Genomic DNA, 25,699 nt, shown 5'->3' with positions numbered 1-25,699 from the left:
CCGCTCGGCACACCGTTGCACCGCGGCTCGTGGGTGACGGAGCGGCAAGCGCCACAAAGCTCAGTGTCGGTACGTCAGAAGAAGCGGACCTCTACTAGTCCTCGCGGCAGCCTTGGCAGACCGTTCCTCCCGGCAGGTAGTGGCTGGTTGGCCACACCATGAAGCAGTCAGTGCATGTGAGGTCCCGGACCGGTTCCGGCGCGCAAGCACACACTCCGCACTCGGGGCACGTGTCTCCGCGGTTGCACGTCTCGCAATACGCCTCGGCGCCGCGGGTGAACGTCGCACCGCATCGACAGTCGTGCTCCGCGGAGCCCCAGTATAAGTTCTTGGATGCGTAGAAGCCGGTCACCCAGCCGGGCTTGCCGGCAGTGAACACCGCGTAGACGTAGTCGTCGTCTCTGACGGCGTCTGCGGCGAACCCATGCTGCTGTCGGCCGGTGCCGTACATGACGGACGCGTCGCGCGAACTGCTCGTCCCCGCGTCAGCTGCCCTCGCGACAACCGAGTCCGGTGGCTGAACGGTGCCCTTCTTGGGGGCGAAGACGTCGCCCGACCCGGTGGAGAACAGGACCTCGCCCTCGAGGGTTGCCACCATGACCAGTCCTTCGGCCCGCAAGAGCTGCAGGACGCGCACCGCACATGCGGCCCGGCTCGCGCCAGTCGCGTGGTGAAGATCTGCGATCGACTTGGCCGTCGGGATGTCGTCTCCGATGATTTCGTCCACCACATCGGCACCCAGGAGTATCTCGGCCGCGAAAGCTTCACAGATCTGCTCTTCGAGCCTGCCTCGCCGACGCTCGTCGTCGATGGTGTCCAAAGCAACCGTCCAGGCAAAATCGCCTTGCTGCTCGTGGTGCCCGAGTTCGTGCAGAGCGGAAAACCATGTCTGGCCCTGCCCTCGGCGGGTGACCGAGATGGTCGGCGGATCTGTGAACGTGGTGTAGCTGCCGAGCACGCTGCACTTACCGCTCTGCTGATGAGCGCTCAAGGTGAACGTGACTTCACCAAACTGCGCGAGCGCCTCGAGCGGATCGTCTCGCAGAGTCTCAACGAGTCCCGGATGACGCGCATCCATATTCCCCACGAACTCGGCGGCTCGTTTGGCTACAGTCTTGGCGTCAAACTTCGTGGAGAGCCAAGCTGGTACGTCGGGCATGAGTCACTCCTGCGCCTGCGCGACAAGACGACGAAGTTCCTCTTCGACAAGAAGCACCTGTGCTGAGCGGTCCTTCTGTGCTGCGACATCTGCTCGAGCGGCCACCGGTATGGACATGGCAGCCAAGTCGCGCCTCAACTCGCCCTCGTCGCGACCGAACTTTGACGAAATGAACACCACCGGGGCCTTGGCTTCGACCATGTCAAGGAAGTGGATGACGTCCGCCTGAGGCGCTTGGGAGGCCACGCTCAGTCCGGCATCAGCAAGCTTCTGTCGTTCTTCAGGGCTGGGTTCAACCTTGCCCCGCACGATGCTGTTGCTTCGCTGTTTGGGGCCTCCGAGTACTTTCCAAGCGGCTTCAAGGTGCTCGACGGTGATGCCTGATGGGACGCTCGAAGTCGTGTCCGGGTTTCGTGTCCATGCGGAGTCAAGCCAGTCTGCGTCCCCGAGGGCACAGATGGTGGCGCTAATGTCGTGGCGGTTCGCGCGACGAGGATGAGCGTCGTGCTGGGTGGGGGTGCCTTGACGCCAGCCGGCGGGAAGCTCGCTGTCACTTCCTTTGAGCCATCTTCGCAAAGCTGCTGCGCCTGATGAGCCAACGAGATCCGCGACCAAAAGCTCAAGAGTCCATGGCCCGACACCGGTCTCGAGCATCGCAAATACGGTGACGTCATCTGCCAGCCCGGCCGACGTTCCCGGAACAACGAGCGCTGTTTCATCGGCTGCGTCGGGGGAAAGGTCTACCGGCATCACAAGCAGGTAGTCGTCGTGTACTCGACTGATGACTGCGAGGACGACCCGGTCGTTCCATCGCAACCGCCAGCACTGACCTTCTTGCGGTTCGGGCGCGACCCCTTCCTCGAACATCGCGGCCGAAGCACGCATCGCTTGTGCGACGACAGATGGTTGCGCCGCAGACAGCGTCGCGGCAAGCCGCGCCAGTGCGTCGGGCGTTTGTTCCATCAAGTGGTCTTTCTCCACACTCGTGCAGAAGGGGTCGCCGCGTGTCCAAATTCAGTCCGTAACACAGTCATACCTGTATATGTCGCGCCAACGAGGCACATCGTTCTTGTGGCCTCAGTCATGATTATGCCTCCCCATCGGCGCTTGCGGCGTCGGCTGCGCGTTCCTGAAGCATCTGCACGATGACAAACGCGTCACCAACAGTGACGTGTTGAGCGTTCCCCTCAGCGTCAATCCCGAGAGCGCGAGCGACGACGACTCGTGCGCTGGCCCGAATGTTGTGAGCGCGCGTGCGCCCGATGCCCAGGCCATCGGCCATGTCGGTCACGGAGTCATCGAGCCAGGGCAGGACCGTGCGCTCATCAGCGGTGAGCTGTTCCCAGATCATGTCCGCGTACTGACTGTTCTCGACCTCCTGCGCAGGAGACTGGCCGTCGTCCTGGAAGGAGAAGTCGGTGACATCGTCGATGTCCACGCTGTTCGGTCGCAGTCCGAAGTAGTCGGCCAAGACCTTGATGAGTTCGCGTTCATGCACGGGAGCACCGGCCGCGCGAAGGATGGCGAGAACGAGGCGTTCCAGGTCGGCCTTGGACGCGAACGGGGACCGGCGTTCGGCTTCGGCATTCCACCTGGTCAGTTTCACGCCTGGGACAGCGAAGGCCGCACGAAGGAGGTCCTCACGAGAGGTGTCAGCTTCAGTGGTCACGCCGGCACCGGCCGGGGACCAGAACGAGGGTCGTACCTCGTTGAAGTCGGTCGTGTTCGCTCGCAGGAGTTTACGGATGCGCCCGACTAGGTGCCCGGTGTCCGTGTCGCGTGCGCGCTCAGCGAAAGCAACGCCTACCCGGTGGGCGACCACTGCGCGCAACGAGTCGTCATCGGTTGATGCGGCCAGGACCGTGTCGACGAACGACTGTCCGTCCGAGCACGCCAGCACCATCTCGTGCGCGAGCTCGGCTAGGTCGTCCTGGTCCCAGAACGCCTTGCCGTCGGGGGCCGGGTAGTTCCTGGCCTTGACTGTCTGGCGAGTCACGCCGAGCAGCATCTCGAATGTCTGCTCACCGGCCATCCCGGTCTGCTGAAGCTCATCGAAGGCGCTCATCAGCGACTCTCCCACTCGTTCAACACAGCGGACAGATAAGGCTCGGGCAAATGGCCCAAGTACCGGCACACGGGTTCGCGCAGACGCGAGATGTCCATGGAGTGCTGGTGCCGCGGCGCGAAGACGCCCTCCTTGTTCAGACCGGTCAGCACCCCCGCAGGCGTCAGGATGCCCTTCATCGTCGTGTCGGTGGTACGAGCCCACACGATGACGATGGTGATGCCCGACCGCGGACTCTGCACGATGACGACCGGACGATCATCCTTCACGTCACCACCGGACAACAGATACGAGGACACGAACCACACAGACCCCGGAGTCAGCTGATCATCGAGGCTCAACTGACTGGGACCCTTTCTGCTCGTCGGTGACGGTTCCGCGCGTACGTCCAACCTTATCGCCGGGTCCGACGATCTGGTCGTCGCTCAGGCGCGAGTCGGCACTCGTCACCGGATCGACCAGCGAGAGGACGCGTTCCCCCAACGTTCCCCCGCGGCAACCCGAACGTCCCCCTCAACGTTCCCCCGATTCTTGAACGTTCCCTGGCCCTTCGAGCGCACCCGAGCGGCCTTAGGTGGGTGTGATGCCAACGGATACGGAGGAAGCAAATGACTGATCAGGTGATGGAGCGCCTCGTTGCGCCTGAGGATCTCGCCGAGTTGCTCTCGGTGACAACAGGGCAGTTGGCGCAGATGCGCTACCTCGGGACCGGGCCGGAGTACGTGAAGGTCGGCACGCGGGTGAGGTACTCGCTGTCGGACGTACGGACCTGGCTCGACGGGCAACGACGAGTTCGAACATGAGCAGAAGGCGGCCGTCCACACCTGCCTCGAGCCATCGAGCTTGTCCACAACTCCGTGGCGCGCGCTGGCGCCGAATTCGCTGACCGCGATAGGCCGAACGGTGAGGCGGTGATCAACTATGGCGACCATCGAGTCGTACGAGACGTCCAGCGGTAGGCGCTACATGGTCCGCTATCGGAAGCCGAACCGGCGACAGACAACGAAGCGAGGATTTCGCACGAAGCGAGACGCCGAGCGGTTCGCCTCGGAGATCGAGGTCGCGAAGGATCGCGGACAGTACATCGACCCGCGCTCCGCGCGGGTGAGTGTCGGCGAGCTCGGGCCGGCGTGGCTGTCCCGTCAGACCCATCTCAAGCCGTCTTCGTACCGCCCGCTCGAAATCGCGTGGCGTGTTCATGTCGAGCCGACCTGGGCCGGGCATCGCCTCAGCGACATCACACACACGGAGGTACAGGACTGGGTCTCGACGATGAGCGAGACTCGCGGTGCCACGACCGTGCAACGGGCATTGGCGGTACTCACGGGGATGCTCGACGAGGCGGTGCGAGACCGTCGTCTGTTTGCCAGCCCGGCAACCGGCGTCAAGACGCCGCGGAAGGTCAAGAAGCCCCGGTCGTACCTGACGCACCCGCAGGTCCAGGCACTTGCTCGCGAGGCCGGCCAGTACGCCCCGGTCGTTCTGGTGATGGCCTACTGCGGTCTCCGGTGGGGCGAGATGGCTGCCCTCAGGACGAAGGACATCGACCTCGCACGACGTCGCCTCAGCGTCGAGCAGAACGCTGTCGAGGTCGGGCACAAGTTCATCGTCGGCACACCCAAGAGCCACGAGCGGCGCACCGTGCCATTTCCCGAGCTGCTCGAAGCAAGCCTGCGCGAGGCGTGCAAGGACAAGGCGCCCACGGCGCTGGTCTTCCCCGCCCCAGACGGAAACTTCATGCACAACAACACGCGCGGATGGTTCGCCGGCGCCGTGGCGCGGTCGGGTGTCCCCCGGCTGACACCGCACGACCTGAGACACACCGCGGCGTCCCTCGCGATCTCGGCTGGCGCGAACGTGAAGGCGGTCCAGCGAATGCTCGGACACGCTTCAGCGGCGATGACACTCGACACCTACGCCGACCTGTTCGATGAGGATCTCGACGCCGTAGCCATCGCGCTGCATGCCGCCGCAGCGCCCTACATCTCATGAAGCGCCGGCATTATGTGCTCAAAATGTGCTCACACGGGGTCTGAGCCGCTCCTCAAGTCCCGCACAAACACTGCAATCGCAGCAACAATGCGACACCGCTCCACGTGCTCCCGGTGGGGGTCGAACCCACACTGTGACGGGTTTAAGCCATCTGCCTCTGCCAGTTGGGCTACGGGAGCCTGCGCCAGCCTATCGGCGTACGAGGTGGGTCCAGGCCCACCGGCAAGAGGCAGGTTGAGCCCATCGTTGCGTGGCTCCGGGATCACTAGCGTCGAAGACATCACTTCCCGCTTTCAGCCCACGCACCCAGGAGCACCTCATGAACGAGATCAACCCACTGACCAAGGCCCTCGGCCACCTGTTCTGGCCCAACCAGATGACCCCCCGCCCGGCCGGGGCGCCGACCGACTGGCTCCGATTCGCGCGCTGGGCCGCCGCCGCGCTCACGGCGCTGACGACAGGCATCCAGCTGATCGTGTGGGCAATGATCTGCGCCGTCACCCAGTCGATCGACTCGCCCTGGTGGCTGTGGACGGCGGTCCCCGGCGTGATCGTGACCGCGTTCCTGTCGTGGATGCTCAACACCCGCGAGCAACTCGGCATCGAACCGCCCGCCGACCGACCGGAGCCGCGCCCGGCGAAGAACCCGCTGGCGTGACTCAGCCCAGCGGGGACAGGCGCTGGAGCTGGGTCACGTGGCCCGGCTCCAGCTCGGCGACGCTGGTGACACCGAGGAGCCGCATCGTACGCTCGATGTCCTTCGTCAGGATCTCGATCGTACGGTCGACGCCTCGGCGTCCGCCGGCCATCAACCCGTAGAGGTAGGCCCGGCCGATCAGCGTGAAGTCGGCGCCAAGAGCAAGGGCAGCGACGATGTCCTGGCCGGACATGATGCCGGTGTCGAGGTGGATCTCGACCGAGTCACCGACCGCGGCCTTGACCTGCGGCAGCAGGTGGAACGGGACGGGCGCCCGGTCGAGCTGGCGGCCACCGTGGTTGGACAGCAGCACCGCATCGACACCGAGATCGGCGAGCTCGACCGCGTCATCGACGTTCTGCACGCCCTTGACGACGACCTTGCCGTGCCACTGGTCCTTGATCCAGGCCAGGTCGTCGAACGTGACGGTCGGGTCGAACATCGTGTCCAGCAGCTCCGCGACGGTGCCGGACCACTTGTCGAGCGAGGCGAACGCCAGCGGCTCGGTGGTGAGGAAGTTGAGCCACCACGCCGGCCGCGGGATCGCGTTGAGCACCGTGCGGGGCGACAGGGTCGGCGGGATCGTCATGCCGTTGCGGGTGTCCCGCAGCCGGGCACCGGCGACCGGCACGTCGACCGTGACCAGCAGCGTGTCGAACCCGGCCTTGGCCGCGCGATCGACCAACGCCATCGACCGCTCGCGGTCCTTCCACATGTAGAGCTGGAACCAGTTGCGCCCGTTCGGCGCGGCTGCCGCCACGTCCTCGATCGCGGTCGTGCCCATCGTCGATAGCGAGTACGGGATGCCGGCCGCCTCCGCGGCTGTGACACCCGCGATCTCACCCTCGGACTGCATCATCCGGGTGAACCCGGTCGGCGCGATGCCGAACGGCAGCGCCGAACGTACGCCCAGCACCTCCACCGAGGTGTCGACGACCGAGACGTCTCGCAGGATCGCCGGGTGGAACGTGATGTCCTCGAACGCCTGACGCGCCCGCGCCAGCGACAGCTCGGCATCCGCGGCGCCGTCGGTGTAGTCGAACGCCGCCTTGGGCGTGCGCCGCTTCGCGATCGACCTCAGGTCCCACACCGTCAGCGCGCGCTCGAGCCGCCGCCGCGTCGGGTTGAGCACGGGCTTCTTGAACTTCAGCAGGGGCAGGAAGTCGCGCGGACGCGGGAACCGACGGTGCTGCTTGACCAGGGGCGATGCCATGGTGAACCTTTCAGGGCTGCATTCCGCTAGGCTGTGGTTGGACCACACGATACCTGTGGTCCAACCACACGGCAACCAAGGAGCCCGGTGAGCGCACAGGCGTACGAGACCGTCATCGAGGAGATCGAGTCGATGATCCGCTCGAAGCGGCTCAAGCTCGGCGACCGTCTCGAGGGCGAGCGCGCCCTCGCGGACCGGCTGGGCGTCAGCCGGACGTCCGTACGTGAGGCGATCCGCGTCCTGTCGACACTCGGCATCATCCGTAGTGCCCCTGGATCGGGACCCTCGGCCGGGGCGCAGGTCGTCGCCGATCCGGAGGTCGCCCTGAGCGCCTCCCTTCGGCTGCACGTGGCCGTCGACTCGCTGTCTGTCGGCGACGTCATCGACGCGCGCGTGATGCTCGAGTCGTGGGCCTACCGCGGGTTGCCCCGCCTGCCGGCGGACCTCCTGCAGCCGGCGCGGGAGCTGCTCGACGCCATGGAGCAGGCCGACGATCCCGTCGAGTTCCACCACCTGGACACCCAGTTCCACCTCGAGCTCGTCCGCCTCGCGGGCAATCCACTGGTCAACGCCATCATGTCCTCCCTGCGCTCGTCCATCGAGAGCTACGTGCTGGACGCCGCCCCCCGCCTCGAGGACTGGCAGGCGATCGCCACGCGGCTGCGGGCCGAGCACCACGCGATCGTGGCGGGTCTCAGCGAGGGCGACGGCGAGCGCGCAGCGCGGCTCGCCGAGGAGCACATCCTGGCCTTCGCTCGCGATGCCGGTTTGATCAGCTAGTCGCGATCCCGGTGCTATGCCGAGATGACGACGGAATCAGGTCCGCGGCCCTCGAGCAGGTTCGTGATCTGACGGCGCACCACGGCGTCGATGCGGGGCTGCATGGCGCTCGACATGCCGCCGACATGCGGTGAGATCAGCACGCCGGGCACGCTCCACAGCGGGTGGTCGCTCGGCAGCGGTTCGGGATCCGTGACATCCGTGGCGTACCGGATGCGGCCGCCCTGGCGGACCACCGCGTCGGTGTCGGCGACCTTGCCACGGGAGACGTTGACGACGATCGCGCCATCAGGCAGCGCAGCCAGGAAGTCGTCGTCGATCAGCCCGACCGTCGCGTCCGAGAGCGGGACCGCCACGACGACGGCGTCGACGGTCGGCAGCAGCTCAGTGAGCTCGTCGTTGCCGTGCACGACGCCACGCTCGTCCTCGCGCCGGTGACCCGCAACGCGTACGAGGTCGGCGTCGAACCCCTCGAGGCGCTTCTCGACCTCGGTGCCGATGCCGCCGTAGCCCAGCAGCATGATGCGCCGGTCGAGCAGGCTCGCCGTGAAGCGCCGGTTCCACTCGCCGCGCTCGCGGGCGAAGGCATCGATCTCCCGCTGCGAGGCCAGCAGCAGGGCCACGGCCAGCTCTGCCGTTGATCCCTCGTGGACGCCCACGGCATTGCACACGGTGATGCCGGCCGGCAGCACGTCCGGCACGCCGTCGAACCCGAGGGTCTGGAGCTGCAGGACCTCGAGCCCGGACGGGTCGAGACGGTCGAGCCCGTCGGTGGTCGGGGTGTACGGCCGCACGGCGAGGTCGATACGTCCCTCGGGCTGCGGAGTCGAGAAGTCCCAGACGACGAGATTGACGCTGTCGCCGAGATCGGCCAGCCGGTCGAGCCAGCCCTCGTCGGGAACCGTCACACGAAGAGTCATGTCTAGATCATGCTCTGGGTTCGTAGCGCGCGAGGTCGTGGGTGCGGGCGATGAGACCGCGCAAGTCCTCGAGCGAGCCCGAGACCGCGCCGAGCGTACGTCCCTGGATGAGGACGTTGCCGAGTGCGGTGGCCTCGACCGGTCCGGCGAGGACGGGCCGGTCGCTGCGGTCGGCGATCGCTTGGCACAGGAGCCGGTTGAGCGAGCCGCCGCCGACGACGTGCACGATCCGGATGGGCCGGTCGGCGAGGCGTTCTGCGGTCTCGAGTGCGGACGCGAAGGCGTACGCGAGGCTCTCGACGATGCTGCGCATCAGCTCGGCCTTGGTGGACGGTGGCCGCACCCCTTGCTCGTCGCACAGGTCGGCGATGCGGCCGGGCATGTCGCCGGGCGGGAGGAACCGCGGGTCCTGCACGTCGAACACCGTCACGTCGGTCGTGACGCCTCCAGCGGCGGCCAGGATGTCCGGCAGCGACACGTTGAAGCCGGCGCGCTCCCACTCGCGAAGGGTCTCGCTGATCAGCCACGTGCCCATGACGTTGGTGAGGAAGCGCGTACGCCCGTCGACGCCGCCCTCGTTGGTGAAGTTGGCGTTGCGCGCCTCGTCGGTCAGCACCGGCGCGTCGAGCTCGAGCCCGACCAGCCCCCACGTGCCGCACGAGATGTAGGCCGCGTCGTCGCCCTCCATCGGCACCCCGACGACGGCCGATGCCGTGTCGTGCGAGCCCACCGCGGTGACCGTGAGACCGGGTACACCGACCTGCTTGCCGACCTCGTCGGTGACCGTGCCGATCCTCGTCCCGGGGTCGACGAGATCCGTGAAGAGAGACGAGCGCAGGCCCACCTGCGACATCAGATCGGTGTCCCACTCCCCCGTGCGTACGTCCAGCAGCCCGGTCGTGGACGCGTTGGTGCGCTCGGTGACCATCTCGCCGGTCAGCCAGCAGCCGATCAGGTCGGGGATCAGCAGCATCCGTTCGGCCTCGTCGGCGAGGGCGTCGGCAGCGAGCTGGTAGATCGTGTTGAACGGCAGGAACTGCAGGCCGTTGCGGGCATACAGCTCCGCGAACGGCACGCGGGCGTGGATGCGCTCCACGCCCGCGGCCGTGCGCTCGTCCCGGTAGTGGAACGGCACGCCCAGCATGCGGTCCGCCCGCATGAGGGCGTAGTCGACCGCCCACGAGTCCACCGCCACGCTCTCGAGCCCGTCGGGTGAGGAGCTCGCGGCAGTCCACAGGCCGCTGAGAGCGTGGCGGTAGAGCTCGAGGGGGTCCCAGTGCAGCCCGTCCGACGTGCGTACGGGCTCATTGGCGAATCGCGCGACAGCGCGCAGCTCGAGGTGATCGGCTCCGACCTCGCCGACCATGACGCGGCCGCTGGAGGCCCCAAGGTCGATCGCGGCAACGCTGTGCCGCTGTGAGGGCAGAGTCATGACGTCAGCGCAGGAACGCCGCCGCGACACCGGCGTCCACGGGGATGTGGAGGCCGGTCGTCTGCGTCAGGTCGGGTCCGACCAGCGCGTAGACCGCGTTGGCGACATGGTCAGGCAGGACCTCACGCTTCAGCAGCGTGCGCTGCGCATAGAAGGCGCCGAGGTCCTTCTCCTCGACCCCGTAGACTGCGGCGCGGTTGGCGCCCCAGCCGCTGGAGAAGATGCCCGAGCCCTGCACGACGCCGTCGGGGTTGATGCCGTTGACGCGTACGCCGTGCTCGCCGAGCTCGGCAGCCAGCAGCCGCACCTGGTGGGCCTGGTCGGCCTTGGTCGCGGAGTACGCGATGTTGTTGGGCCCGGCGAACACCGAGTTCTTGGACGAGATGTAGACGATGTCGCCGCCGAGGCCCTGCTCGATGAGCGCCTTCGCCGCGGTGCGCGACACCAGGAACGAGCCCTTGGCCATGACGTTGTGCTGCAGGTCCCAGTCGGCGACCGTGGTGTCGAGCAGCGACTTCGAGAGCGACAGCCCGGCGTTGTTGACGACCAGGTCGAGCCCACCGAAGGCCAGCAACGTCGCGTCGACCGCGGCCTTGACGGCGTCCTCGTCGCTGACGTCGGCCTGTACGCCGACGGCGACATCCGTGCCGCCGATCTCCGCAGCAGCAGCCTGCGCCTTGGCGAGGTCGAGGTCGGCGATCGCCACGACGGCGCCCTGCGCGGCGAGCTTGTGCGCGATGGCCTTGCCGATGCCGGACGCGGCACCGGTCACGAGCGCGATGCGCATGGCCAGCGGCTTGGGCGCCGGCATGCGCTGGAGCTTGGCCTCCTCGAGCGCCCAGTACTCGATGCGGAACTTCTCCGCCTCGTCGATCGGTGCGTACGTCGACAGTCCCTCGGCGCCACGCATGACGTTGATCGCGTTGACGTAGAACTCGCCGGCGACGCGGGCGGTCTGCTTGTCCTTGCCGAAGCTGAACATGCCGACGCCGGGCACCAGCACGATCAGCGGATCGGCGCCGCGGATCGCGGGCGAGTCGGCGACGGCGTTGCGGTCGTAGTACGCCTGGTATTCCTCGCGGTAGGCCGCGTGGAGCTCGCGCAGCCGCGCGATCGACTCCTCGACGCTCGCCGACGCTGGCAGGTCGAGCACGAGCGGCTTGACCTTCGTACGCAGGAAGTGGTCTGGGCAGCTCGTGCCCAGCGCGGCGAGGCGCGGGTGCTCGCTCGAGGCGAGGAAGTCCAGCACGACGTCGCTGTCGGTGAAGTGCCCGACCATGGGCTTGTCGGCCGAGGCGATCGAGCGGATCGTCGGCACGAGGGCGGCCGCCTTGGCGCGGCGCTCGGCCTCGGGCAGTGCGGCGTAGCCGTCGAGCGCCGGGCCGAACGGCTCGGGCCGCGAGTGCTCGTCGATGTACGCCGCGGCGGTCTCGATGATCCAGAGCGAGTTCTGCTCGGCCTCGTCGCTGGTGTCGCCCCAGGCGGTGATGCCGTGACCGCCGAGGATGCAGCCGATCGCCTCGGGGTGCTTGGCCTTGATCTCGGCGATGTCGAGTCCGAGCTGGAAGCCGGGACGGCGCCACGGGACCCATACGACCTTGCCGCCGAAGACCGTCTCGGTCAGCGACTCGCCGTCGGCAGACGTCGCGATGGCGATGCCGGAGTCAGGGTGCAGGTGGTCGACGTGCGCGGCGTCGACGAGGCCGTGCATCGCTGTGTCGATCGACGGCGCAGCACCGCCCTTGCCGTGCAGGCAGTAGTCGAACGCGGCGACCATCTCGTCCTCACGGTCGAGGCCGGGATAGACGTCGACCAGCGCGCGCATGCGGTCGAGCCGCAGCACGGCCAGGCCGCTCTCGGTCAGCGTGCCGAGGTCGCCTCCGGAGCCCTTGACCCAGAGCAGCTCGACGTCCTCGCCGGTGACGGGATCGGTCTCGGTGCCCTTGGCGGAGGTGTTGCCGCCGGCGTAGTTGGTGTTGCGCGGGTCCGCACCAAGCCGGTTGGACCGGGCGATGAGGTCCGCTGCTGCTGCCCCTGTAGATGTGTTGAGTGTCATCAGTTCCATCCTGCTTGGGTGCCGCCGACGCGGTCGGCCTCGATCTGTTCCTGGTAGCCGCTGGCGAGGTACGCCTTGAGCGGGTTGGCCGGCAGGCCTCGCTCCTCGCGCCAGGCGGCGAGATCCGCGCGGACGTCGGTGTAGAACGCGTCCATGAAGATCTCGTTGGCGAGCAGCACGTCGCCATCCCGCTGCGCCTTGTCGAGGGCACCGGCGTCGACGAGCAGCGCCCGGGCCGTCATCTCCTGCACGTTGAGCACCGAGCGGATCTGTCCGGGGATCTTCTTCTCGATGTTGTGGCACTGGTCGAGCATGAACGCGACGCCGCTGTCCGGGCCGTAGCCGCCACCGCGGATCACCTCGTAGAGGATGCGGAACAGCTGGTACGGATCGGCGGCCCCCACGATGAGGTCGTCGTCGGCGTAGAACCGGCTGTTGAAGTCGAACGAGCCGAGCTTCCCGAGGCGCAGGAGCTGCGCCACGATGAACTCGATGTTGGTGCCGGGCGCGTGGTGGCCGGTGTCGAGACAGACGTACGCCTTGTCGCCCAGCGCGTTGACCTGCACGTACGACGTGCCCCAGTCCGGGACGTCGGTGTGGTAGAACGCCGGCTCGAAGAACTTGTACTCCAGGACGAGGCGCTGGTCGTCGCCGATCCGGTCGTAGATCGTGGCGAGCGACTCCGCCAGGCGGTCCTGCCGGCCGCGGATGTCACCCTGGCCCGGGTAGTTGGTGCCCTCGGCGAGCCAGACCTTGAGATCCCGCGAACCGGTCTGGTCCATCACATCGATGCACGCGAAGTGGTGGTCGATCGCCTTCTGGCGGATCCGCGGATCGGCGTGAGTGAGGGCACCGAGCTTGTAGTCGTCGTCCTGGAACGTGTTGGAGTTGATCGTGCCGAGGCCGGTGCCGAGGTCCTCGGCGTAGCGGCGCAGCGCGGCGAAGTCGTCGACCTGGTCCCACGGGATGTGCAGCGACACGAGCGGCGCCAGACCGGTGAACTCATGCACCTTGGCGGCGTCGGCGATCTTCTCCTCGACCGTACGAGGCGTGCCGGGGCTGCCGAACACCTTGAACCGGGTGCCGGAGTTGCCGTACGCCCAGGACGGGACCTCGATCGCCTGTCCCTCGAGCTGCGCGCTGATCGCGCTGAAAGTCGTCATCTCACGTCTTCTTCTTCAGGGGTTGAGTGGGGTTCTGTGTCGTGCGCCTGCGTCGTGCTCTGCTCGTGCCCGGCGAGCTGGTCCTCCAGGTGGAAGACTTCCTCCAGGACGAGAAATCCTTGGTCCGGCTGCTGATCGCCGAGGTCGACGAAGAACTCGGCCATCTCCGCCTGCCAGCGGCCGTTGACCTCCGTGCGTGCCATCCCCGCCCGCGCCTCGTCGATCGACGGCGTCTCGACGTAGCCGATCAGCAGGCCGTCCTCGCGCAGGAACAGCGAGTAGTTGTGCCACCCCGTCGATGCCAGGGCTTGCAGCATCTCGGGCCACACCGCCGTATGGCGCTCGCGATACTCCGCCATCCGATCGGGCCGGACCTGGAGCTGAAAGCACACTCGTTGCATGTCATCGGCCTCTCGGGGAAGGGATGGTGCCCGGCCTGCAGGGAGGAGCTGCCGGCCGGACACCGGGAACATCAGAAGTTGAACTTCACGATGTTGACCTTGCTGAACAGTTGATTAAATCGTTTCAATCAATGCCCTTGCAGACTGTATGACGGCCATCACAGTTTCGTCAACCCACCACATTGAATCGTGTTAGCCTCCTCGACATGGCCGTGGCTCAAGTGCGGGACGTCGCCGCTCTCGCAGGAGTTTCGCCTGCCACCGTGTCGAATGCGCTCAACCACCCGGCGAAGGTGTCTTCCGCGACACTGGCCCGCATCGAGGCCGCGATCGACGAGCTCGGCTACGTCCGCAACGACGCGGCCCGTCAGCTGCGCGCCGGCACCAACCACGCCATCGGCATGATCGTGCTCGACATCGCCAACCCGTTCTTCACCGACGTCGCCCGCGGCGTCGAGGACATCCTGATCGCCGACAGCCGTCCCCTGATCCTCGGCAACAGCGCGCAGGAGCCGACTCGCGAGGTCTCCTACCTCGACCTGTTCGAGCAGCAGCGCATGAGCGGGGTCCTGATCACGCCAGCCGGTGATGTCATGGATCGGCTTCGCCGTCTCCGTGACCGCGGCACGAGCGTGGTCCTGGTCGACCGCATGAGCCGGGCCAAGGAGTTCTCGTCGGTCTCGATCGACGACAAGATGGGCGGCCGCATCGCGACCGAGCACCTGCTCGACATCGGCCGCCGCCGCATCGGTTTCATCGGCGGTCCAGGCGGGTTGTCGCAGGTCAAGACCCGTCTCTCCGCGGCTCGCGCGGCCGTCGACAAGCACGGGTCCGGCGAGATCGTGTTCGTCGAGACCGAGACGATGAACGCCCAGGCCGGCCGGTGGGGCGCCGAGCAGCTGCTCGCCCTGCCGCGTGCCCAGCGCCCTGACGCGGTGTTCGCCGCGAACGACCTGGTCGCGCTCGGCGTGCTGCAGGCGCTGACACTGGCCGGCGTACGTGTGCCCGACGACATCGCGATCGTCGGCTACGACGACATCGAGTTCGCCGCCTCGGCCGCGATCCCGCTGTCATCCGTGCGGCAACCGGCGCAGCAGCTCGGCTCCGCCGCAGCGACGCTACTGCTCGACGTGATCGCTGACCCCGCCGGCACCACGGTCAAGCACACGACCCTCAAGCCCGAGCTCGTCGTCCGCCGCTCAACCTCCGCCTGACCCTCAGCAACTCCGCTGGGAGTGACGTTTGCGTCGGTCTCCCACGGCGATTCGCGACCCAAACGTCACTCCCAGCGGGGTCTCAGGAGCTCACGATGTCCCAGGCGATGCCGTCGAGGATGTCGTGCTCGCTGGCCACCATGATGTCGGTCGAGAGCGGCACGAGGTCGACGAGTCGATCGAGGATCAGCGCACCCGCACCGATCACATCAGCGCGACCGGCGTGCATGAACGGCAGCGCGCGGCGGTCCGCGACCGACATGCCGACGAGCGACAGGCACGCCCCGCGTACGTCGTCGAGCGCGAGCTTCGCGCCGTGGATCGCGGCCGGGTCGTACGACGGCAGGGCCAGTGAATGAGCCGCGACGGTCGTGACCGTGCCGGCGACCCCGACGAACGAGCCGACCGGCTCGAGGCCCGCGACGACGGGTGACAGCACCTCGTCGAGATGGCTCATGCACGCCGTCACCTCCGCGACGGACGGCGGATCACTTGCGAGGAATCGCTCGGTCAGGCGTACCGAGCCGATGTCGAGCGAGACGGACCACTCGATGTCGGTGCCCGTGCCGACCACGAGCTCGGTCGAGCCACCGCCGATGTCGACCACGAGCGTGCGGACCTGCTCGAGGTCACGCGTCGCGCCCAGGAAGGACGCACGAGCCTCGTCGAGACCTGCGAGCACGACCGGGCGTACGCCGAGGATGCCTTCGATCGCGTCCTCGAACTCGGCGGCGTTGTCGGCATCGCGCACCGCGGACGTGGCGCAGAACCGCACCTGGTCGGCGCCGAACATCGCGATCAGCTCGGCGTACTCGCGGGTGGCCTGCAACGTACGGGCGATGGCCTCCTCTGCGAGGTGACCCGTGCGATCGACGTCCTGCCCGAGGCGGACGATGCGCATCTCGCGCACCAGGTCGGTCTTGTGGTCGCCGCCCACGTCGCTGACCAGGAGGCGGATCGAGTTGGTGCCGCAGTCGATCGCGGCCACGCGCGTGCGCTGATCAGGCATGCGACGAGCGTATCGGTGCCACACACGACGAGAACGGGGCTCCCGGGATCACCCGGAAGCCCCGCCCTCGAGGAGGTCGGTCAGACCTTCGCCGGTACGCGCGACGCAGCGTCCGGACCGCCCGCCTCCACCGCGACGGACGCAGACTCCGCCACGGGGTCCTCATCGGTGTCGATCATCGTGGCCTCGTCGAACGGGTCCTCGCCGGACAGCGCACGGTCGAGCTGGGCACGGTCGAGGGTGTTTGTCCACGAGGCCACCAGGACTGTCGCCACCGCGTTGCCGGAGAAGTTGGTGACCGCACGGGCCTCCGACATGAACCGGTCGATGCCGACGATCAGGCCGACGCCGTCGAGCAGCTCCGGACGGTGCGAGCTGAGGCCGCCGGCGAGGGTCGCCATGCCTGCGCCAGTCACGCCTGCTGCGCCCTTCGACGCGATCATCATGAAGAGCAGCAGCGAGATCTGCTCGCCGATCGCGAGCGGGCTGCCCATGGCATCGGCGATGAACAGCGACGCCATCGTCAGGTAGATCATCGTGCCGTCGAGGTTGAACGAGTAGCCGGTCGGCACCACGACGCCCACGGTCTGCTGCGAGACTCCGGCGTGCTCCATCTTGGCGATGAGCCGCGGCAGCGCCGACTCGGACGACGAGGTGGAGAAGATCAGCAGGAACTCACGGCCGAGGTACTTGAGCAGCGAGAAGATGTTGATGCCTGTGACGACGCGGAGGATCGCACCGAGGATGACGAACACGAACACCGCGCAGGTGATGTAGAAGCCGAACATGATCACTGCCAGTGCCTTGAGGGCGTCGACACCCGTCTCACCGACGACGGCGGCCATGGCGCCGAAAGCGCCGATCGGGGCCGCCCACATGATCATCGCCAGGATGCGGAACACGACCTTCTGGAGGTGGCCGATACCGGTCAGGACGGGCTTGCCGGCCGAGCCCATCGCCTGCAGCGCGAAGCCGAACAGCAGGGCCACGAGCAAGGTCTGGAGGATCTTGCCGGAGGTCAGCGACGACGCCAGGGTGTCCGGGACGATGTGCAGGATGAAGTCGGTCGTCGACTCCGCATCGGCCGACACCTGACCCTTGCCGGCAGAAGCCACGTCGGGCGTGATCTTGAGGCCGTCGCCCGGCTGCAGGATGTTGCCGACCACGAGGCCGATGCTGAGTGCGACGAACGACATCGTCACGAAGTAGCCGAGGGCGAGTCCGCCGACGCGGCCGACCTGCGAGGCCTTGGCCACCGATCCGACGCCGAGGACGAGCGTGCAGAAGATGACCGGCGCGATCATCATCTTGATCAGGTTGACGAACCCGGTGCCGAGAGGCTTGAGCTCGACTGCGAAGTCCGGCGCCACGAGGCCGACCGTGATGCCGGCGATGACGGCGCCGATGACGGCGAGGTAGAGGTAGTGCGTACGGTCCTTACGGGCCGGGCGCGTCGCGTTCGATGACATGAGTCCTCCTGGACGGTGAGGGGTTGCGTCATCAGGATGCGGCTGCGTGTGACCCCGCTCACCGTTGTGTTCGTAAAGTTCGTGACCGCCGTCACAGCACCGGCGCAGCGCCGCGGTCGGGATCGTGGAGAATGCGGGGATGGCCCGGGCTCGCGGACGTACCGTCGCACGGCAGATGCTCGTGTGGCAGCTGCTCGTCGTGCTGGTCGTCGTCGTGGGCGGCACCGGCCTGGCCTGGTTCGACGCGCGGCAGGACAGCCGGGCCGATGCCCGCGCCCAGAGCCTCGACGTCTCGCTCGCGGTCGCCGCCTCCCCCGCCGTGCTGGACGCCCTGGACGACCCTGATCCGAGCGTCGTCCTGCAGCCGTACGCCGAGCGCGTCCGCAAGGCGACCGGCACCGACTTCGTGGTCGTCATGAGCACCAAGGGCATCCGCTACTCGCACCCGAACCCCGACAACATCGGCAAGAAGTTCATCGGCCACATCGACGCGGCGCTGAAGGGCAAGGACTTCACCGAGGACTTCCGCGGCACCTTGGGACCCTCCGTACGCGCGGTGGTGCCGATCAAGGAAGACGGCGAGGTGCGCGGGCTGGTCTCGGTCGGCATCACGACCAAGAAGGTCGACGACGAGGTGTTCGCGGTGCTCCCCCGGATCATCGCCGCGGCGCTCGCGATCGGAGTGCTGGGCGCGATCGGCGCAGCGCTGGCCAACCGCCGGCTGCGGCGCCAGACCCACGGTCTCGGCGAGCAGGAGATCACCCGGATGTACGAGTACTACGACGCGGTGCTGCGGGCCGTGCGCGAGGGCCTGCTGCTGCTCGACCCCACCGGCCGGCTCACACTGATGAACGACGAGGCCTCACGCCTGCTCGACCTGGACGCGTCGTTCGTCGGTTCGACGATCGATCGCCTGGGCCTCGAGCCGGTGCTCGTCGCCGAGCTGACGTCGGGCCGACAGCTGCAGGACGCCGTGCACGTGGTCGGCGACCGCGTGCTCGTCGTCAACCAGGCCCCGGCGCACTGGGACGGCCGCGACGTCGGCTCTGTCGTGACGTTGCGCGACCGCACCGAGCTGCAGAGCGTCACCGCCGAGCTCGACACCGTGCGTGGGCTCGCCGAAGCGTTGCGCGCGCAGAACCACGAGTCGTCCAACCGCATGCACACGATGGTGTCGCTGATCGAGATCGGCCGGAGCCAGGAGGCGATCGACTTCGCGACCCGCGAGCTCGACGTCGCGCGGCGACTCACCGACCGCATGGTCGAGTCGATCGACGAACCCGTGATCGCGGCCCTGCTGCTGGGCAAGAGCGCCCAGGCCGCGGAGCGCGGCGTGACGCTGACGATCGAGCCGGCGACCGACGTCACGGGTCTGGCGACCACGGCACACGAGGCGGTGACGATCCTGGGCAACCTGATCGACAACGCGATCGACGCGGCCCAGTCCTCCGACGAGCGGCAGGTCTCGGTGACCATCTCCTCCACGACCCGCCTCCTGCGCGTACGCGTCGAGGACAGCGGGCCGGGCATCGAGCCCCAGGACCGCGAGACGGTGTTCGTCCGCGGCTGGTCCACCAAGGCCGACGAGGGCACCGGGCGCGGGATCGGCCTGGCACTGGTCGGCCAGCTCGTACGCCGTCACGGTGGCGAGGCCACGATCGGCGAGAGCCCGCTCGGCGGCGCGGCATTCGACGTCAGGATCGGCTCATGACGATTCGGGTGCTGATCGTCGAGGACGAGGCCATCGCGGCCCAGGCCCACAAGACGTACGTCGAGCGGATGCACGAGTTCGAGGTCGTCGCGGTCGCCGAGTCGTTCCAGGAGGCCGCCCGGGTGCTGGGCAGCCACCCGGTCGACCTGGTGCTGCTGGACATGCACCTGCCCGACGGACACGGCCTCGACCTGTTGCGGCAGCTCCGCGCGACCGGCCGCCCGTACGACGTCATCGCGGTGACCTCCGCCCGCGACGTGGACGTCGTACGCCAGTCGGTGTCGCAGGGCGTCGTCGCCTATCTGCTCAAGCCGTTCACGTTCGCGATGTTCGAGGCCAAGCTGCGCCAGTACGCCACGTTCCGGCGCACGCTCGAGGCTGGCGACGAGTCGATCGACCAGCGCGGCGTCGATGCGGTGTTCGGCGCGATGCGGCCGGCACCGGAGGACGAACGGCTGCCCAAGGGACTCAGCGCGGAGACCCTCGAGGCCGTACGCACGACACTCGCCGAGGCCGACAGCGGACTCACGGCCGGCGAGGTCGCCGACGTGATCGGCTCGTCACGAGTGACGGCGAGACGCTACCTCGAGCACCTGGCCGACCTCGGGCAGTCCACACGCGCCACCCGCTATGGCGGCACGGGCCGGCCACACGTGGAGTACCGCGCCGTCAGGTCGTGACCGAGCGCCAGCGAGGTCACCAAACAGGCACTCACGCCACCGCGTCCGTATCTTTGCTTTCTACGGATGTGGTGGCGTGACCGGGCCCGGACCGCAGGCATTGCCGGTCCACCACTCGCCCAGGAGCTCGAGCGCCTCGTCACCGAGCGGGTTCACGCCGGGGCCCTTGGCCAGCGAGTGGCCGATCAGGACGTGCAGGCACTTGACCCGAGTCGGCATGCCGCCGGCCGTGATCCCGTCGATCTCGGGCACGTGACCGATGGCCTCACGCTCAGCGAGGTACGCCTCGTGCGCCGCGCGGTAGTGCGCCGCCAGGTCCTCGTCCTCCGTGAGGCGGTCGCTCATCTCCTTCATCAGGCCTGAGGCCTCGAGCGTCCCGATCTCGCCGGCGAGCCGGTCACACGTCAGATAGAACATCGTCGGGAACGGCGTGCCGTCGTCGAGGCGCGGCTCGGTCTTGACGACGTTGGGGTGGCCCGAGGGGCACCGGGACACGACCTCGAGGATGCCCCTGGGCGTACGGCCGAGCTGCTCGGCCACGGCGTCCAGGTCGGCTTGGCTCACATTCACTTCTTCTTCAGCACCTTGTCCGGATCGGTCGTGGGCGCGGTGGTCTTGGGCGTCTTGCCGGCCTCCTTGACGCTGCCCCACACCTTGTCGTACCACTCGGTCTTGCTGGTGGCCGTCGGCGGCGCGTCGAGCGTCGGCACGTCACCCTTGACGGTGCCGTCGGCGCCGATGACCCGGTAGCCGACCTCGCCGGGGAGCACCCAGCCGAACCGTTCCTTGGCCTGCTGCTTGACGTACGCCGGGTCGTTCCAGCGGTCCTTCTGGTCGTTGAGGCCCGCGATCTCCTGCTTGCGCATCACGATCTCGGCCTTGGTCGCCTGGATGTCGGCCCGCTGCTCCCACCACGCGTGGAGCGTCGACGTGTAGGACGCGATGAGCAGCAGGACGACCGACAGCAGCACGATCGCCCGGGTCGTGAGCTGAGGACCCGTGCCCGCGCTGACCGCGGCCTTCTTGGGCGTACGGTTGCGCGCCGCGCCGCGCGCCCCACGCTCGGCCGGACGCCGCCCGCGTTCGGGCGGCCTCCGGCCGGGGCCACGTGGGGGACGCGACGCCATGAGACCTAGAGCGCCAGCCGCGGGAAGGCGGAGGCGCCGGCGTAGGTCGCGGAGGACCCGAGGGCCTCCTCGATGCGCAGCAGCTGGTTGTACTTGGCCACGCGGTCAGAACGGGCCGGCGCGCCGGTCTTGATCTGTCCGCAGTTGGTCGCGACCGCGAGGTCGGCGATCGTCGTGTCCTCGGTCTCGCCCGAGCGGTGGCTCATCATGCAGGCGAAGCCGTGACGGTGCGCCAGGTCGACCGAGTCGAGCGTCTCGGTGAGAGACCCGATCTGGTTGACCTTGACGAGCAGCGCGTTGGCCGCGCCCTCGGAGATGCCCCGCGTCAACCGCTCAACGTTGGTGACGAAGAGGTCGTCGCCGACGATCTGCACGTCGTCGCCGAGGTTCTCGGTCAGCGTGGTCCAGCCGGCCCAGTCGTCCTCGTCGAGTGGATCCTCGATCGACACGATCGGGAACGCCGCGACGAGCTCGGCGTAGTAGGCCGACATCTCCTCGGCAGTCTTCTGCTGGCCCTCGAAGGCGTACGTGCCGTCGGCGAAGAACTCCGAGGCGGCGACGTCGAGCGCGAACGCGATGTCGGTGCCGACCTTGAGGCCAGCTCCTTCGACGGCGGTCGAGATGAGCTCGAGCGCGGCGCGGTTGGAGTCGAGGTTGGGCGCGAAGCCACCCTCGTCGCCCAGACCCGTCGACAGTCCCTGCTTGTTGAGGACCGACTTGAGCGAGTGGTAGACCTCGGCGCCCATGCGCAGGGCCTCGGAGAACGTCGGCGCACCGATCGGCGCGATCATGAACTCCTGGATGTCGACGTTGCTGTCGGCGTGCGAGCCACCGTTGACGATGTTGAGCATCGGGACCGGCAGGACGTGGGCGTTGGGTCCGCCGACGTAGCGGAACAGCGGCAGGCGGGCGGAGTCCGCGGCGGCCTTGGCGGCGGCGAGCGAGACGCCGAGGATCGCGTTGGCGCCGAGCTTGGCCTTGTTGTCGGTGCCGTCCAGGTCGATCATCGCCTGGTCGAGCGCGCGCTGGTCGTCAGCGTCGAAGCCGACGAGGGCGGGGCCGATCTTGTCGTTGACTCCGGCGACGGCGTTGAGCACGCCCTTGCCGACGTAACGGTCACCTCCGTCACGCAGCTCGACAGCCTCGAACGCACCGGTGGAGGCGCCAGAAGGCACCGCCGCGCGGCCGATCGTGCCGTCGTCGAGGGCGACCTCGACCTCAACGGTCGGGTTGCCCCGTGAATCCAGAATTTCCCGTGCGCCGACGGCGTCGATGCGTGCCAAGACTGCTCCTCGTTAGCGGATGAACGTGCGGCCACAAGCCTAGTCCTGCCGCCGCAATGTCCCGCATCGCCTCGCCAGCGTGGACACGGAGCGGTGGGCGGTGACTTAGGGCCCAGCGGGCGCAGCCGCTTAGGCCCTGAGTCACCGTTCCTTGGCCGCAGAGCGGACTCACGTTGATCGCCGGTGACTTAGAGCCCAGGTTGGCGACGCTCTTGGGCGCTAGCTCACCGCCCGCGGCTGCCGCTAGCCCAGTAGGCGTACGGCTTGGCGCAGGACTTCCTCGGCGTTCTGGCCCTGCACGCGAGCCTCCGCGACGAGGGCGAGCAGGCGGGCGCCGAGGTCGTCACCGCTGACATCGACGTCGGCGACGCGGCTGAGGACCTTGTCGGCGTACGCCAGCGCGGGCAGCGTGGCGGGGATGCCCTCGAGCACCGACGCGCGCCGCTTCTCGGTGGCCTTGAGGCGCTGCCAGTTGGCGTCGACCTCCTCGGCGCTCGCGACGGTGACATCGCCGAACACGTGAGGGTTGCGGTAGACCAGCTTCTCGGCGATGCCAGCGGCGACGTCGTCGATGTCCCACCCCTCGCCCTCAGCGGCGATGCGGGCGTGGAAGACGATCTGCATCAGCAGGTCGCCGAGCTCCTCGCGCAGGTGGTCGCTGTCGCCGCTGTCGAGCGCCTCGAGGGTCTCGTGCGCCTCCTCGAGCAGGTAGTGGCTCAGCGTCTCGTGCGACTGTTGCGCCGTCCACGGACACTCGCGGCGCAGGCGATCCATGATCTCGACGACGTCGAGCAGGGCGGAGCCGGGCAGGTCGTACGACCCGAAGACCACCTCGACCTCGGCCGCCTCTCCCCCACCCACCATCAGGTCGTCCGCGATGGTGCGCGCCCACGCGGTGTCGCCGGTCGGCGCGATCCACACGGCATCCGGCGCGTAGGACGGAGGGTCCGCGGTGATCTCGACCGCTATGCCCGACGAGACGATCGCACGTACGTGGGGATCGTCGACGGACGCGCGAACCGCCGAGGCATCACGCAGTACGTCCCACGCCGACAGGGTCAGGATCCCGGGAGCGACTCGCGGGCTCACGACGACGATGCGCATCAGGAGCAGCGTTGTGCTTTGGGCAGCTCGTCCGCCTTGTCGGCACCGAGGTCGTCGGTCGGCTCGACGGACAGCGAACCGGTCACGGCGACCTTCTTGGCCGAGTCGCTGAGTCCGAACCGGGGCGAGAACGAGACGTCGTTGGCCTTGAACGCCTTGCTGATCTCGCCCTGACCGACCTGGGCGAGCTGCGACGAATTCGCCTCTGTCGGCGCCTCGCCGGTGCTCTTCGCGCCGAGCGCGACCGAGATGGCCGAGAGCTCCTGGCCCTTCTCGATCAGGTTGTAGAGCTCCTCGACGTCCTTCTCCTGGGGGAACGCCTTGGCGACCTGGTCCTTCTGCTGGCCGGTGAGCTCGTACACCGAGGGGTTCACCGTGACGTCGTGCTCCTTGGCGAGCTTGCGGCCGACGATCAACGACACCAGCGTCTTCACCGATTCCCGACGCACGTCGGAGTTGTCGGGCTCAGAGGCGCCTTGCTGCTCCGAGCCCGCGATCGAGAGCGTGCAGTACGCCTTGGCGGTCTTGTCGAGCGTCTTCATCGAGATCGTCTGGCCGTCGACCGTCGCCGCGGCGCCCGGATGGACGTTGCCGCAGGCAGCAAGCGTCAAACCCGCAAGGACGAGGACAGCGGCACGCGAACGAGTGAGCATGCTCACACGTTATCCGAGCCCCCTCAGACCTTCGCGGAGTCCCTCGCGTTCTTGCCGTCGCGGGCCAGGTGGGAGTGCCGGCGGCCGTAGAACACGTAGACCAGCAGCCCGAGCGCGAGCCACATGAGGAACCGCAGCCAGGTCTCGATCGCGAGGTTGGTCATCAGCGCGACGCACGACACCGCCGTCACGATCGGCAGCAGCGGCACCTGGGGCGCACGGAACGGCCGCTTCATCTTCGGCCGGGTGCGGCGCAGCACGATGACCGCCACCGCGACGACGAGGAACGCGAAGAGCGTGCCGATGCTGACCATCTCGGCGAGCGTGTTGAGCGGGATGAACGCGGCCAGCAGACCGACGGCGACGGAGGTGACCACGGTGATGCGTGCCGGGGTGCGGAACTTGGGATGGATCGCGCCGACCTGCGACGGCAGCAGGCCGTCGCGGCACAGCGCGAAGCCGATACGACCCATCGCCACGATGTCGACGAGGATCACCGAGGTCAGGCCCGCGATCGCGGCGATGTCGATCAGCACGCCGGCCCAGTCGAGCCCTACTTGCGAGAACGCGTCGGAGATCGGAGCGCCGGTGCTGAGGTCGGTGTACTTGACCATGCCGGTCAGCACGAAGCACACCAGGACATACAGGGTCGTGCAGATCACGAGGGTGCCGAGCAAGCCGCGGGCCATGTCCTTGCCGGGGTCCTTGGTCTCCTCGCCGAGGTTGGCGACGGCCTCGAAGCCGCTGTAGGCGAAGAACACGACGGCCGCTGCGATGAAGACACCGGTCACGCCGTACGCCGTGGGGTCCGCGCCCGAGATCCATTGCCAGAGCGGCTGCTTGAGCCCGTTGACGTCCGGCCCCTTCTCGGAGTGCGGGACGTACGGCTTCATGTTCGCGACCTTGACGAAGAACACGCCGACCGCGATGACGAACACGCATACGGAGACCTTCACGATGACCAGCGCGTTGGTCACGAGCTTGGACTCGCGGATGCCGATCGCGGCGATCGTGCCGATGACCGCCACGATCGCGACGGCACCGAGGTTGACCACGGAGTCCTCCTCGCCGAAGTACGCATGCGGCAGGCCGAGAGCGTGCTGCAGGTAGCCCGACCAGCCACGCGCCACGACCGCGGCGCCGAGAGCGAACTCGAGGATCAGGTCCCACGCGATGATCCAGGCGAAGATCTCGCCGATCGTCGTGTAGGCGTACGTGTAGGAGCTGCCCGCGGTCGGCACGGCGGAGGCGAGCTCGGCGTAACAGATCGCCGCGAGCACCGCGACGAACCCGGCGATCAGGAACGAGACCATGATCGCGGGGCCGGCATTGTCCTTGGCCTGGCCACCGGTGAGGGTGAAGATGCCCGTGCCGATCACGATGCCGATGCCGAACCCCATGAGGTCCCACGACGACAGTCGCTTGCTCAACCGGGAGTGATGATCCTCCGCGGTCGGGTCGTCATCGTTCTGGTGAATGACGTCGTCGACGTCCTTGGTGCGTACGAGCTCTGCCCACGTCCCCCGAAGTGTCATCCCCCAACCGTAGGGATGCTGTTGCCATCCGCAACC

At 67.8% G+C, this 25,699-nt stretch carries 25 protein-coding genes, 1 tRNA gene and 1 pseudogene; 8 read left to right on the top strand and 19 right to left on the bottom strand.

Going from position 1 to position 25,699, the window contains the following annotated elements; all coding sequences use genetic code 11:
- Positions 1 to 94: 94 nt before the first annotated feature.
- From BOSE46_RS09690 to BOSE46_RS09675, 4 genes are all read right to left on the bottom strand, one after another.
- A complete protein-coding gene (locus BOSE46_RS09690) occupies positions 95 to 1,159 on the bottom strand; it encodes an ImmA/IrrE family metallo-endopeptidase (RefSeq protein ID WP_159540043.1) in 1,065 nt (354 codons plus the stop codon).
- Between the two features lie 3 nt (positions 1,160 to 1,162).
- Positions 1,163 to 2,122, bottom strand: a complete 960-nt coding sequence (locus BOSE46_RS09685; RefSeq protein WP_159540042.1) for a hypothetical protein — start codon at positions 2,120 to 2,122, stop codon at positions 1,163 to 1,165.
- A 124-nt stretch (positions 2,123 to 2,246) separates the two neighbouring features.
- Positions 2,247 to 3,224 (bottom strand): hypothetical protein, encoded by a 978-nt coding sequence (locus BOSE46_RS09680; protein ID WP_159540041.1) that lies wholly within the window; start codon positions 3,222 to 3,224, stop codon positions 2,247 to 2,249.
- Positions 3,224 to 3,493 carry a hypothetical protein gene (locus BOSE46_RS09675; protein ID WP_159540040.1) on the bottom strand — a complete coding sequence of 90 codons (270 nt, stop codon included), beginning with the start codon at positions 3,491 to 3,493 and terminating at the stop codon, positions 3,224 to 3,226. Before BOSE46_RS09675 ends, BOSE46_RS09680 begins: the two co-directional genes overlap by 1 nt.
- A 339-nt stretch (positions 3,494 to 3,832) precedes the next feature.
- On the opposite strand from BOSE46_RS09675, the gene BOSE46_RS09670 reads away from it, so the two are divergent.
- The 3 genes and pseudogenes from BOSE46_RS09670 (at position 3,833) to BOSE46_RS09665 (ending at position 5,216) form a co-directional block, all read left to right on the top strand.
- Positions 3,833 to 4,027: an AlpA family transcriptional regulator gene (locus BOSE46_RS09670; RefSeq protein WP_056403338.1), complete on the top strand. Its 195-nt coding sequence runs from the start codon at positions 3,833 to 3,835 to the stop codon at positions 4,025 to 4,027.
- Positions 4,028 to 4,145: 118 nt separating this feature from the next.
- Positions 4,146 to 4,283 (top strand): annotated as a pseudogene (locus BOSE46_RS21695) (Arm DNA-binding domain-containing protein); the annotation flags it as partial.
- Between the two features lie 213 nt (positions 4,284 to 4,496).
- On the top strand, positions 4,497 to 5,216 hold the full coding sequence (locus tag BOSE46_RS09665) for a site-specific integrase (RefSeq protein WP_236551696.1): 720 nt from the start codon (positions 4,497 to 4,499) through the stop codon (positions 5,214 to 5,216).
- 105 nt (positions 5,217 to 5,321) lie between these two features.
- On the opposite strand, the gene BOSE46_RS09660 is transcribed toward BOSE46_RS09665, so the two are convergent.
- Positions 5,322 to 5,395 (bottom strand) — tRNA-Leu (locus tag BOSE46_RS09660).
- A 140-nt stretch (positions 5,396 to 5,535) separates the two neighbouring features.
- Between BOSE46_RS09660 and BOSE46_RS09655 the strand changes: the two genes are divergently transcribed.
- Positions 5,536 to 5,874 (top strand): hypothetical protein, encoded by a 339-nt coding sequence (locus BOSE46_RS09655; protein WP_159540038.1) that lies wholly within the window; start codon positions 5,536 to 5,538, stop codon positions 5,872 to 5,874.
- 1 nt (position 5,875) lies between these two features.
- Here the strand turns inward: BOSE46_RS09655 and BOSE46_RS09650 are convergent, their stop codons facing one another.
- Positions 5,876 to 7,126: an alpha-hydroxy acid oxidase gene (locus BOSE46_RS09650; RefSeq protein ID WP_159540037.1), complete on the bottom strand. Its 1,251-nt coding sequence runs from the start codon at positions 7,124 to 7,126 to the stop codon at positions 5,876 to 5,878.
- Between the two features lie 87 nt (positions 7,127 to 7,213).
- Here BOSE46_RS09650 and BOSE46_RS09645 point away from each other — a divergent pair, with 87 nt between their 5' ends.
- Positions 7,214 to 7,906, top strand: coding sequence for a FadR/GntR family transcriptional regulator (locus tag BOSE46_RS09645; protein WP_236551694.1), 693 nt, complete (start codon positions 7,214 to 7,216; stop codon positions 7,904 to 7,906).
- Positions 7,907 to 7,920: 14 nt separating this feature from the next.
- Here the strand turns inward: BOSE46_RS09645 and BOSE46_RS09640 are convergent, their stop codons facing one another.
- The 5 genes from BOSE46_RS09640 to BOSE46_RS09620 are packed head-to-tail and all read right to left on the bottom strand — an operon-like array spanning position 7,921 to position 13,941.
- Positions 7,921 to 8,826: an NAD(P)-dependent oxidoreductase gene (locus tag BOSE46_RS09640; RefSeq protein WP_159540036.1), complete on the bottom strand. Its 906-nt coding sequence runs from the start codon at positions 8,824 to 8,826 to the stop codon at positions 7,921 to 7,923.
- 7 nt (positions 8,827 to 8,833) lie between these two features.
- Complete coding sequence (locus BOSE46_RS09635) at positions 8,834 to 10,258, bottom strand: rhamnulokinase family protein (RefSeq protein ID WP_159540035.1); 1,425 nt, start codon at positions 10,256 to 10,258, stop codon at positions 8,834 to 8,836.
- Positions 10,259 to 10,262: 4 nt separating this feature from the next.
- On the bottom strand, positions 10,263 to 12,314 hold the full coding sequence (locus BOSE46_RS09630; protein WP_159540034.1) for a bifunctional aldolase/short-chain dehydrogenase: 2,052 nt from the start codon (positions 12,312 to 12,314) through the stop codon (positions 10,263 to 10,265).
- Complete coding sequence (gene rhaI, locus BOSE46_RS09625; protein WP_159540033.1) at positions 12,314 to 13,477, bottom strand: L-rhamnose isomerase; 1,164 nt, start codon at positions 13,475 to 13,477, stop codon at positions 12,314 to 12,316. The genes BOSE46_RS09630 and rhaI overlap by 1 nt, the downstream gene beginning before the upstream one ends.
- The gene (locus BOSE46_RS09620) at positions 13,474 to 13,941 is read right to left on the bottom strand and encodes an L-rhamnose mutarotase (protein WP_236551692.1); all 468 of its coding nucleotides are present in this window, start codon (positions 13,939 to 13,941) and stop codon (positions 13,474 to 13,476) included. The genes rhaI and BOSE46_RS09620 overlap by 4 nt, the downstream gene beginning before the upstream one ends.
- Before the next feature lie 143 nt (positions 13,942 to 14,084).
- Here BOSE46_RS09620 and BOSE46_RS09615 point away from each other — a divergent pair, with 143 nt between their 5' ends.
- On the top strand, positions 14,085 to 15,092 hold the full coding sequence (locus BOSE46_RS09615; RefSeq protein WP_159540032.1) for a LacI family DNA-binding transcriptional regulator: 1,008 nt from the start codon (positions 14,085 to 14,087) through the stop codon (positions 15,090 to 15,092).
- A gap of 82 nt (positions 15,093 to 15,174) precedes the next feature.
- Here the strand turns inward: BOSE46_RS09615 and BOSE46_RS09610 are convergent, their stop codons facing one another.
- Both BOSE46_RS09610 and BOSE46_RS09605 read right to left on the bottom strand, forming a co-directional pair.
- The gene (locus BOSE46_RS09610) at positions 15,175 to 16,101 is read right to left on the bottom strand and encodes a Ppx/GppA phosphatase family protein (protein WP_159540031.1); all 927 of its coding nucleotides are present in this window, start codon (positions 16,099 to 16,101) and stop codon (positions 15,175 to 15,177) included.
- Between the two features lie 80 nt (positions 16,102 to 16,181).
- Positions 16,182 to 17,570, bottom strand: a complete 1,389-nt coding sequence (locus BOSE46_RS09605; RefSeq protein WP_159540030.1) for a cation:dicarboxylate symporter family transporter — start codon at positions 17,568 to 17,570, stop codon at positions 16,182 to 16,184.
- A 139-nt stretch (positions 17,571 to 17,709) separates the two neighbouring features.
- Here BOSE46_RS09605 and BOSE46_RS09600 point away from each other — a divergent pair, with 139 nt between their 5' ends.
- The gene (locus tag BOSE46_RS09600) at positions 17,710 to 19,281 is read left to right on the top strand and encodes a sensor histidine kinase (RefSeq protein WP_159540029.1); all 1,572 of its coding nucleotides are present in this window, start codon (positions 17,710 to 17,712) and stop codon (positions 19,279 to 19,281) included.
- Complete coding sequence (locus tag BOSE46_RS09595) at positions 19,278 to 19,961, top strand: response regulator (RefSeq protein WP_159540028.1); 684 nt, start codon at positions 19,278 to 19,280, stop codon at positions 19,959 to 19,961. Before BOSE46_RS09600 ends, BOSE46_RS09595 begins: the two co-directional genes overlap by 4 nt.
- 60 nt (positions 19,962 to 20,021) lie before the next feature.
- Here the strand turns inward: BOSE46_RS09595 and BOSE46_RS09590 are convergent, their stop codons facing one another.
- The 6 genes from BOSE46_RS09590 to BOSE46_RS09565 form a co-directional block, all read right to left on the bottom strand.
- Positions 20,022 to 20,531 (bottom strand): DUF501 domain-containing protein, encoded by a 510-nt coding sequence (locus BOSE46_RS09590; RefSeq protein WP_159540027.1) that lies wholly within the window; start codon positions 20,529 to 20,531, stop codon positions 20,022 to 20,024.
- Positions 20,528 to 21,088, bottom strand: a complete 561-nt coding sequence (locus BOSE46_RS09585) for a septum formation initiator family protein (RefSeq protein WP_159540026.1) — start codon at positions 21,086 to 21,088, stop codon at positions 20,528 to 20,530. The genes BOSE46_RS09590 and BOSE46_RS09585 overlap by 4 nt, the downstream gene beginning before the upstream one ends.
- Before the next feature lie 5 nt (positions 21,089 to 21,093).
- Positions 21,094 to 22,371 carry a phosphopyruvate hydratase gene (eno, locus tag BOSE46_RS09580; RefSeq protein ID WP_159540025.1) on the bottom strand — a complete coding sequence of 426 codons (1,278 nt, stop codon included), beginning with the start codon at positions 22,369 to 22,371 and terminating at the stop codon, positions 21,094 to 21,096.
- A 243-nt stretch (positions 22,372 to 22,614) separates the two neighbouring features.
- Positions 22,615 to 23,475, bottom strand: a complete 861-nt coding sequence (locus tag BOSE46_RS09575) for a MazG family protein (protein WP_159540024.1) — start codon at positions 23,473 to 23,475, stop codon at positions 22,615 to 22,617.
- Positions 23,475 to 24,128: a hypothetical protein gene (locus BOSE46_RS09570; protein ID WP_159540023.1), complete on the bottom strand. Its 654-nt coding sequence runs from the start codon at positions 24,126 to 24,128 to the stop codon at positions 23,475 to 23,477. Before BOSE46_RS09570 ends, BOSE46_RS09575 begins: the two co-directional genes overlap by 1 nt.
- 23 nt (positions 24,129 to 24,151) lie before the next feature.
- A complete protein-coding gene (locus BOSE46_RS09565; protein ID WP_159540022.1) occupies positions 24,152 to 25,663 on the bottom strand; it encodes an APC family permease in 1,512 nt (503 codons plus the stop codon).
- Positions 25,664 to 25,699: the final 36 nt, after the last annotated feature.

Origin of the sequence: Aeromicrobium sp. 9AM, from assembly GCF_902506105.1 — a bacterium.
Classification (GTDB): Bacteria; Actinomycetota; Actinomycetes; order Propionibacteriales; family Nocardioidaceae; genus Aeromicrobium.
This window is presented reverse-complemented; position numbering and strand designations above follow the sequence as displayed.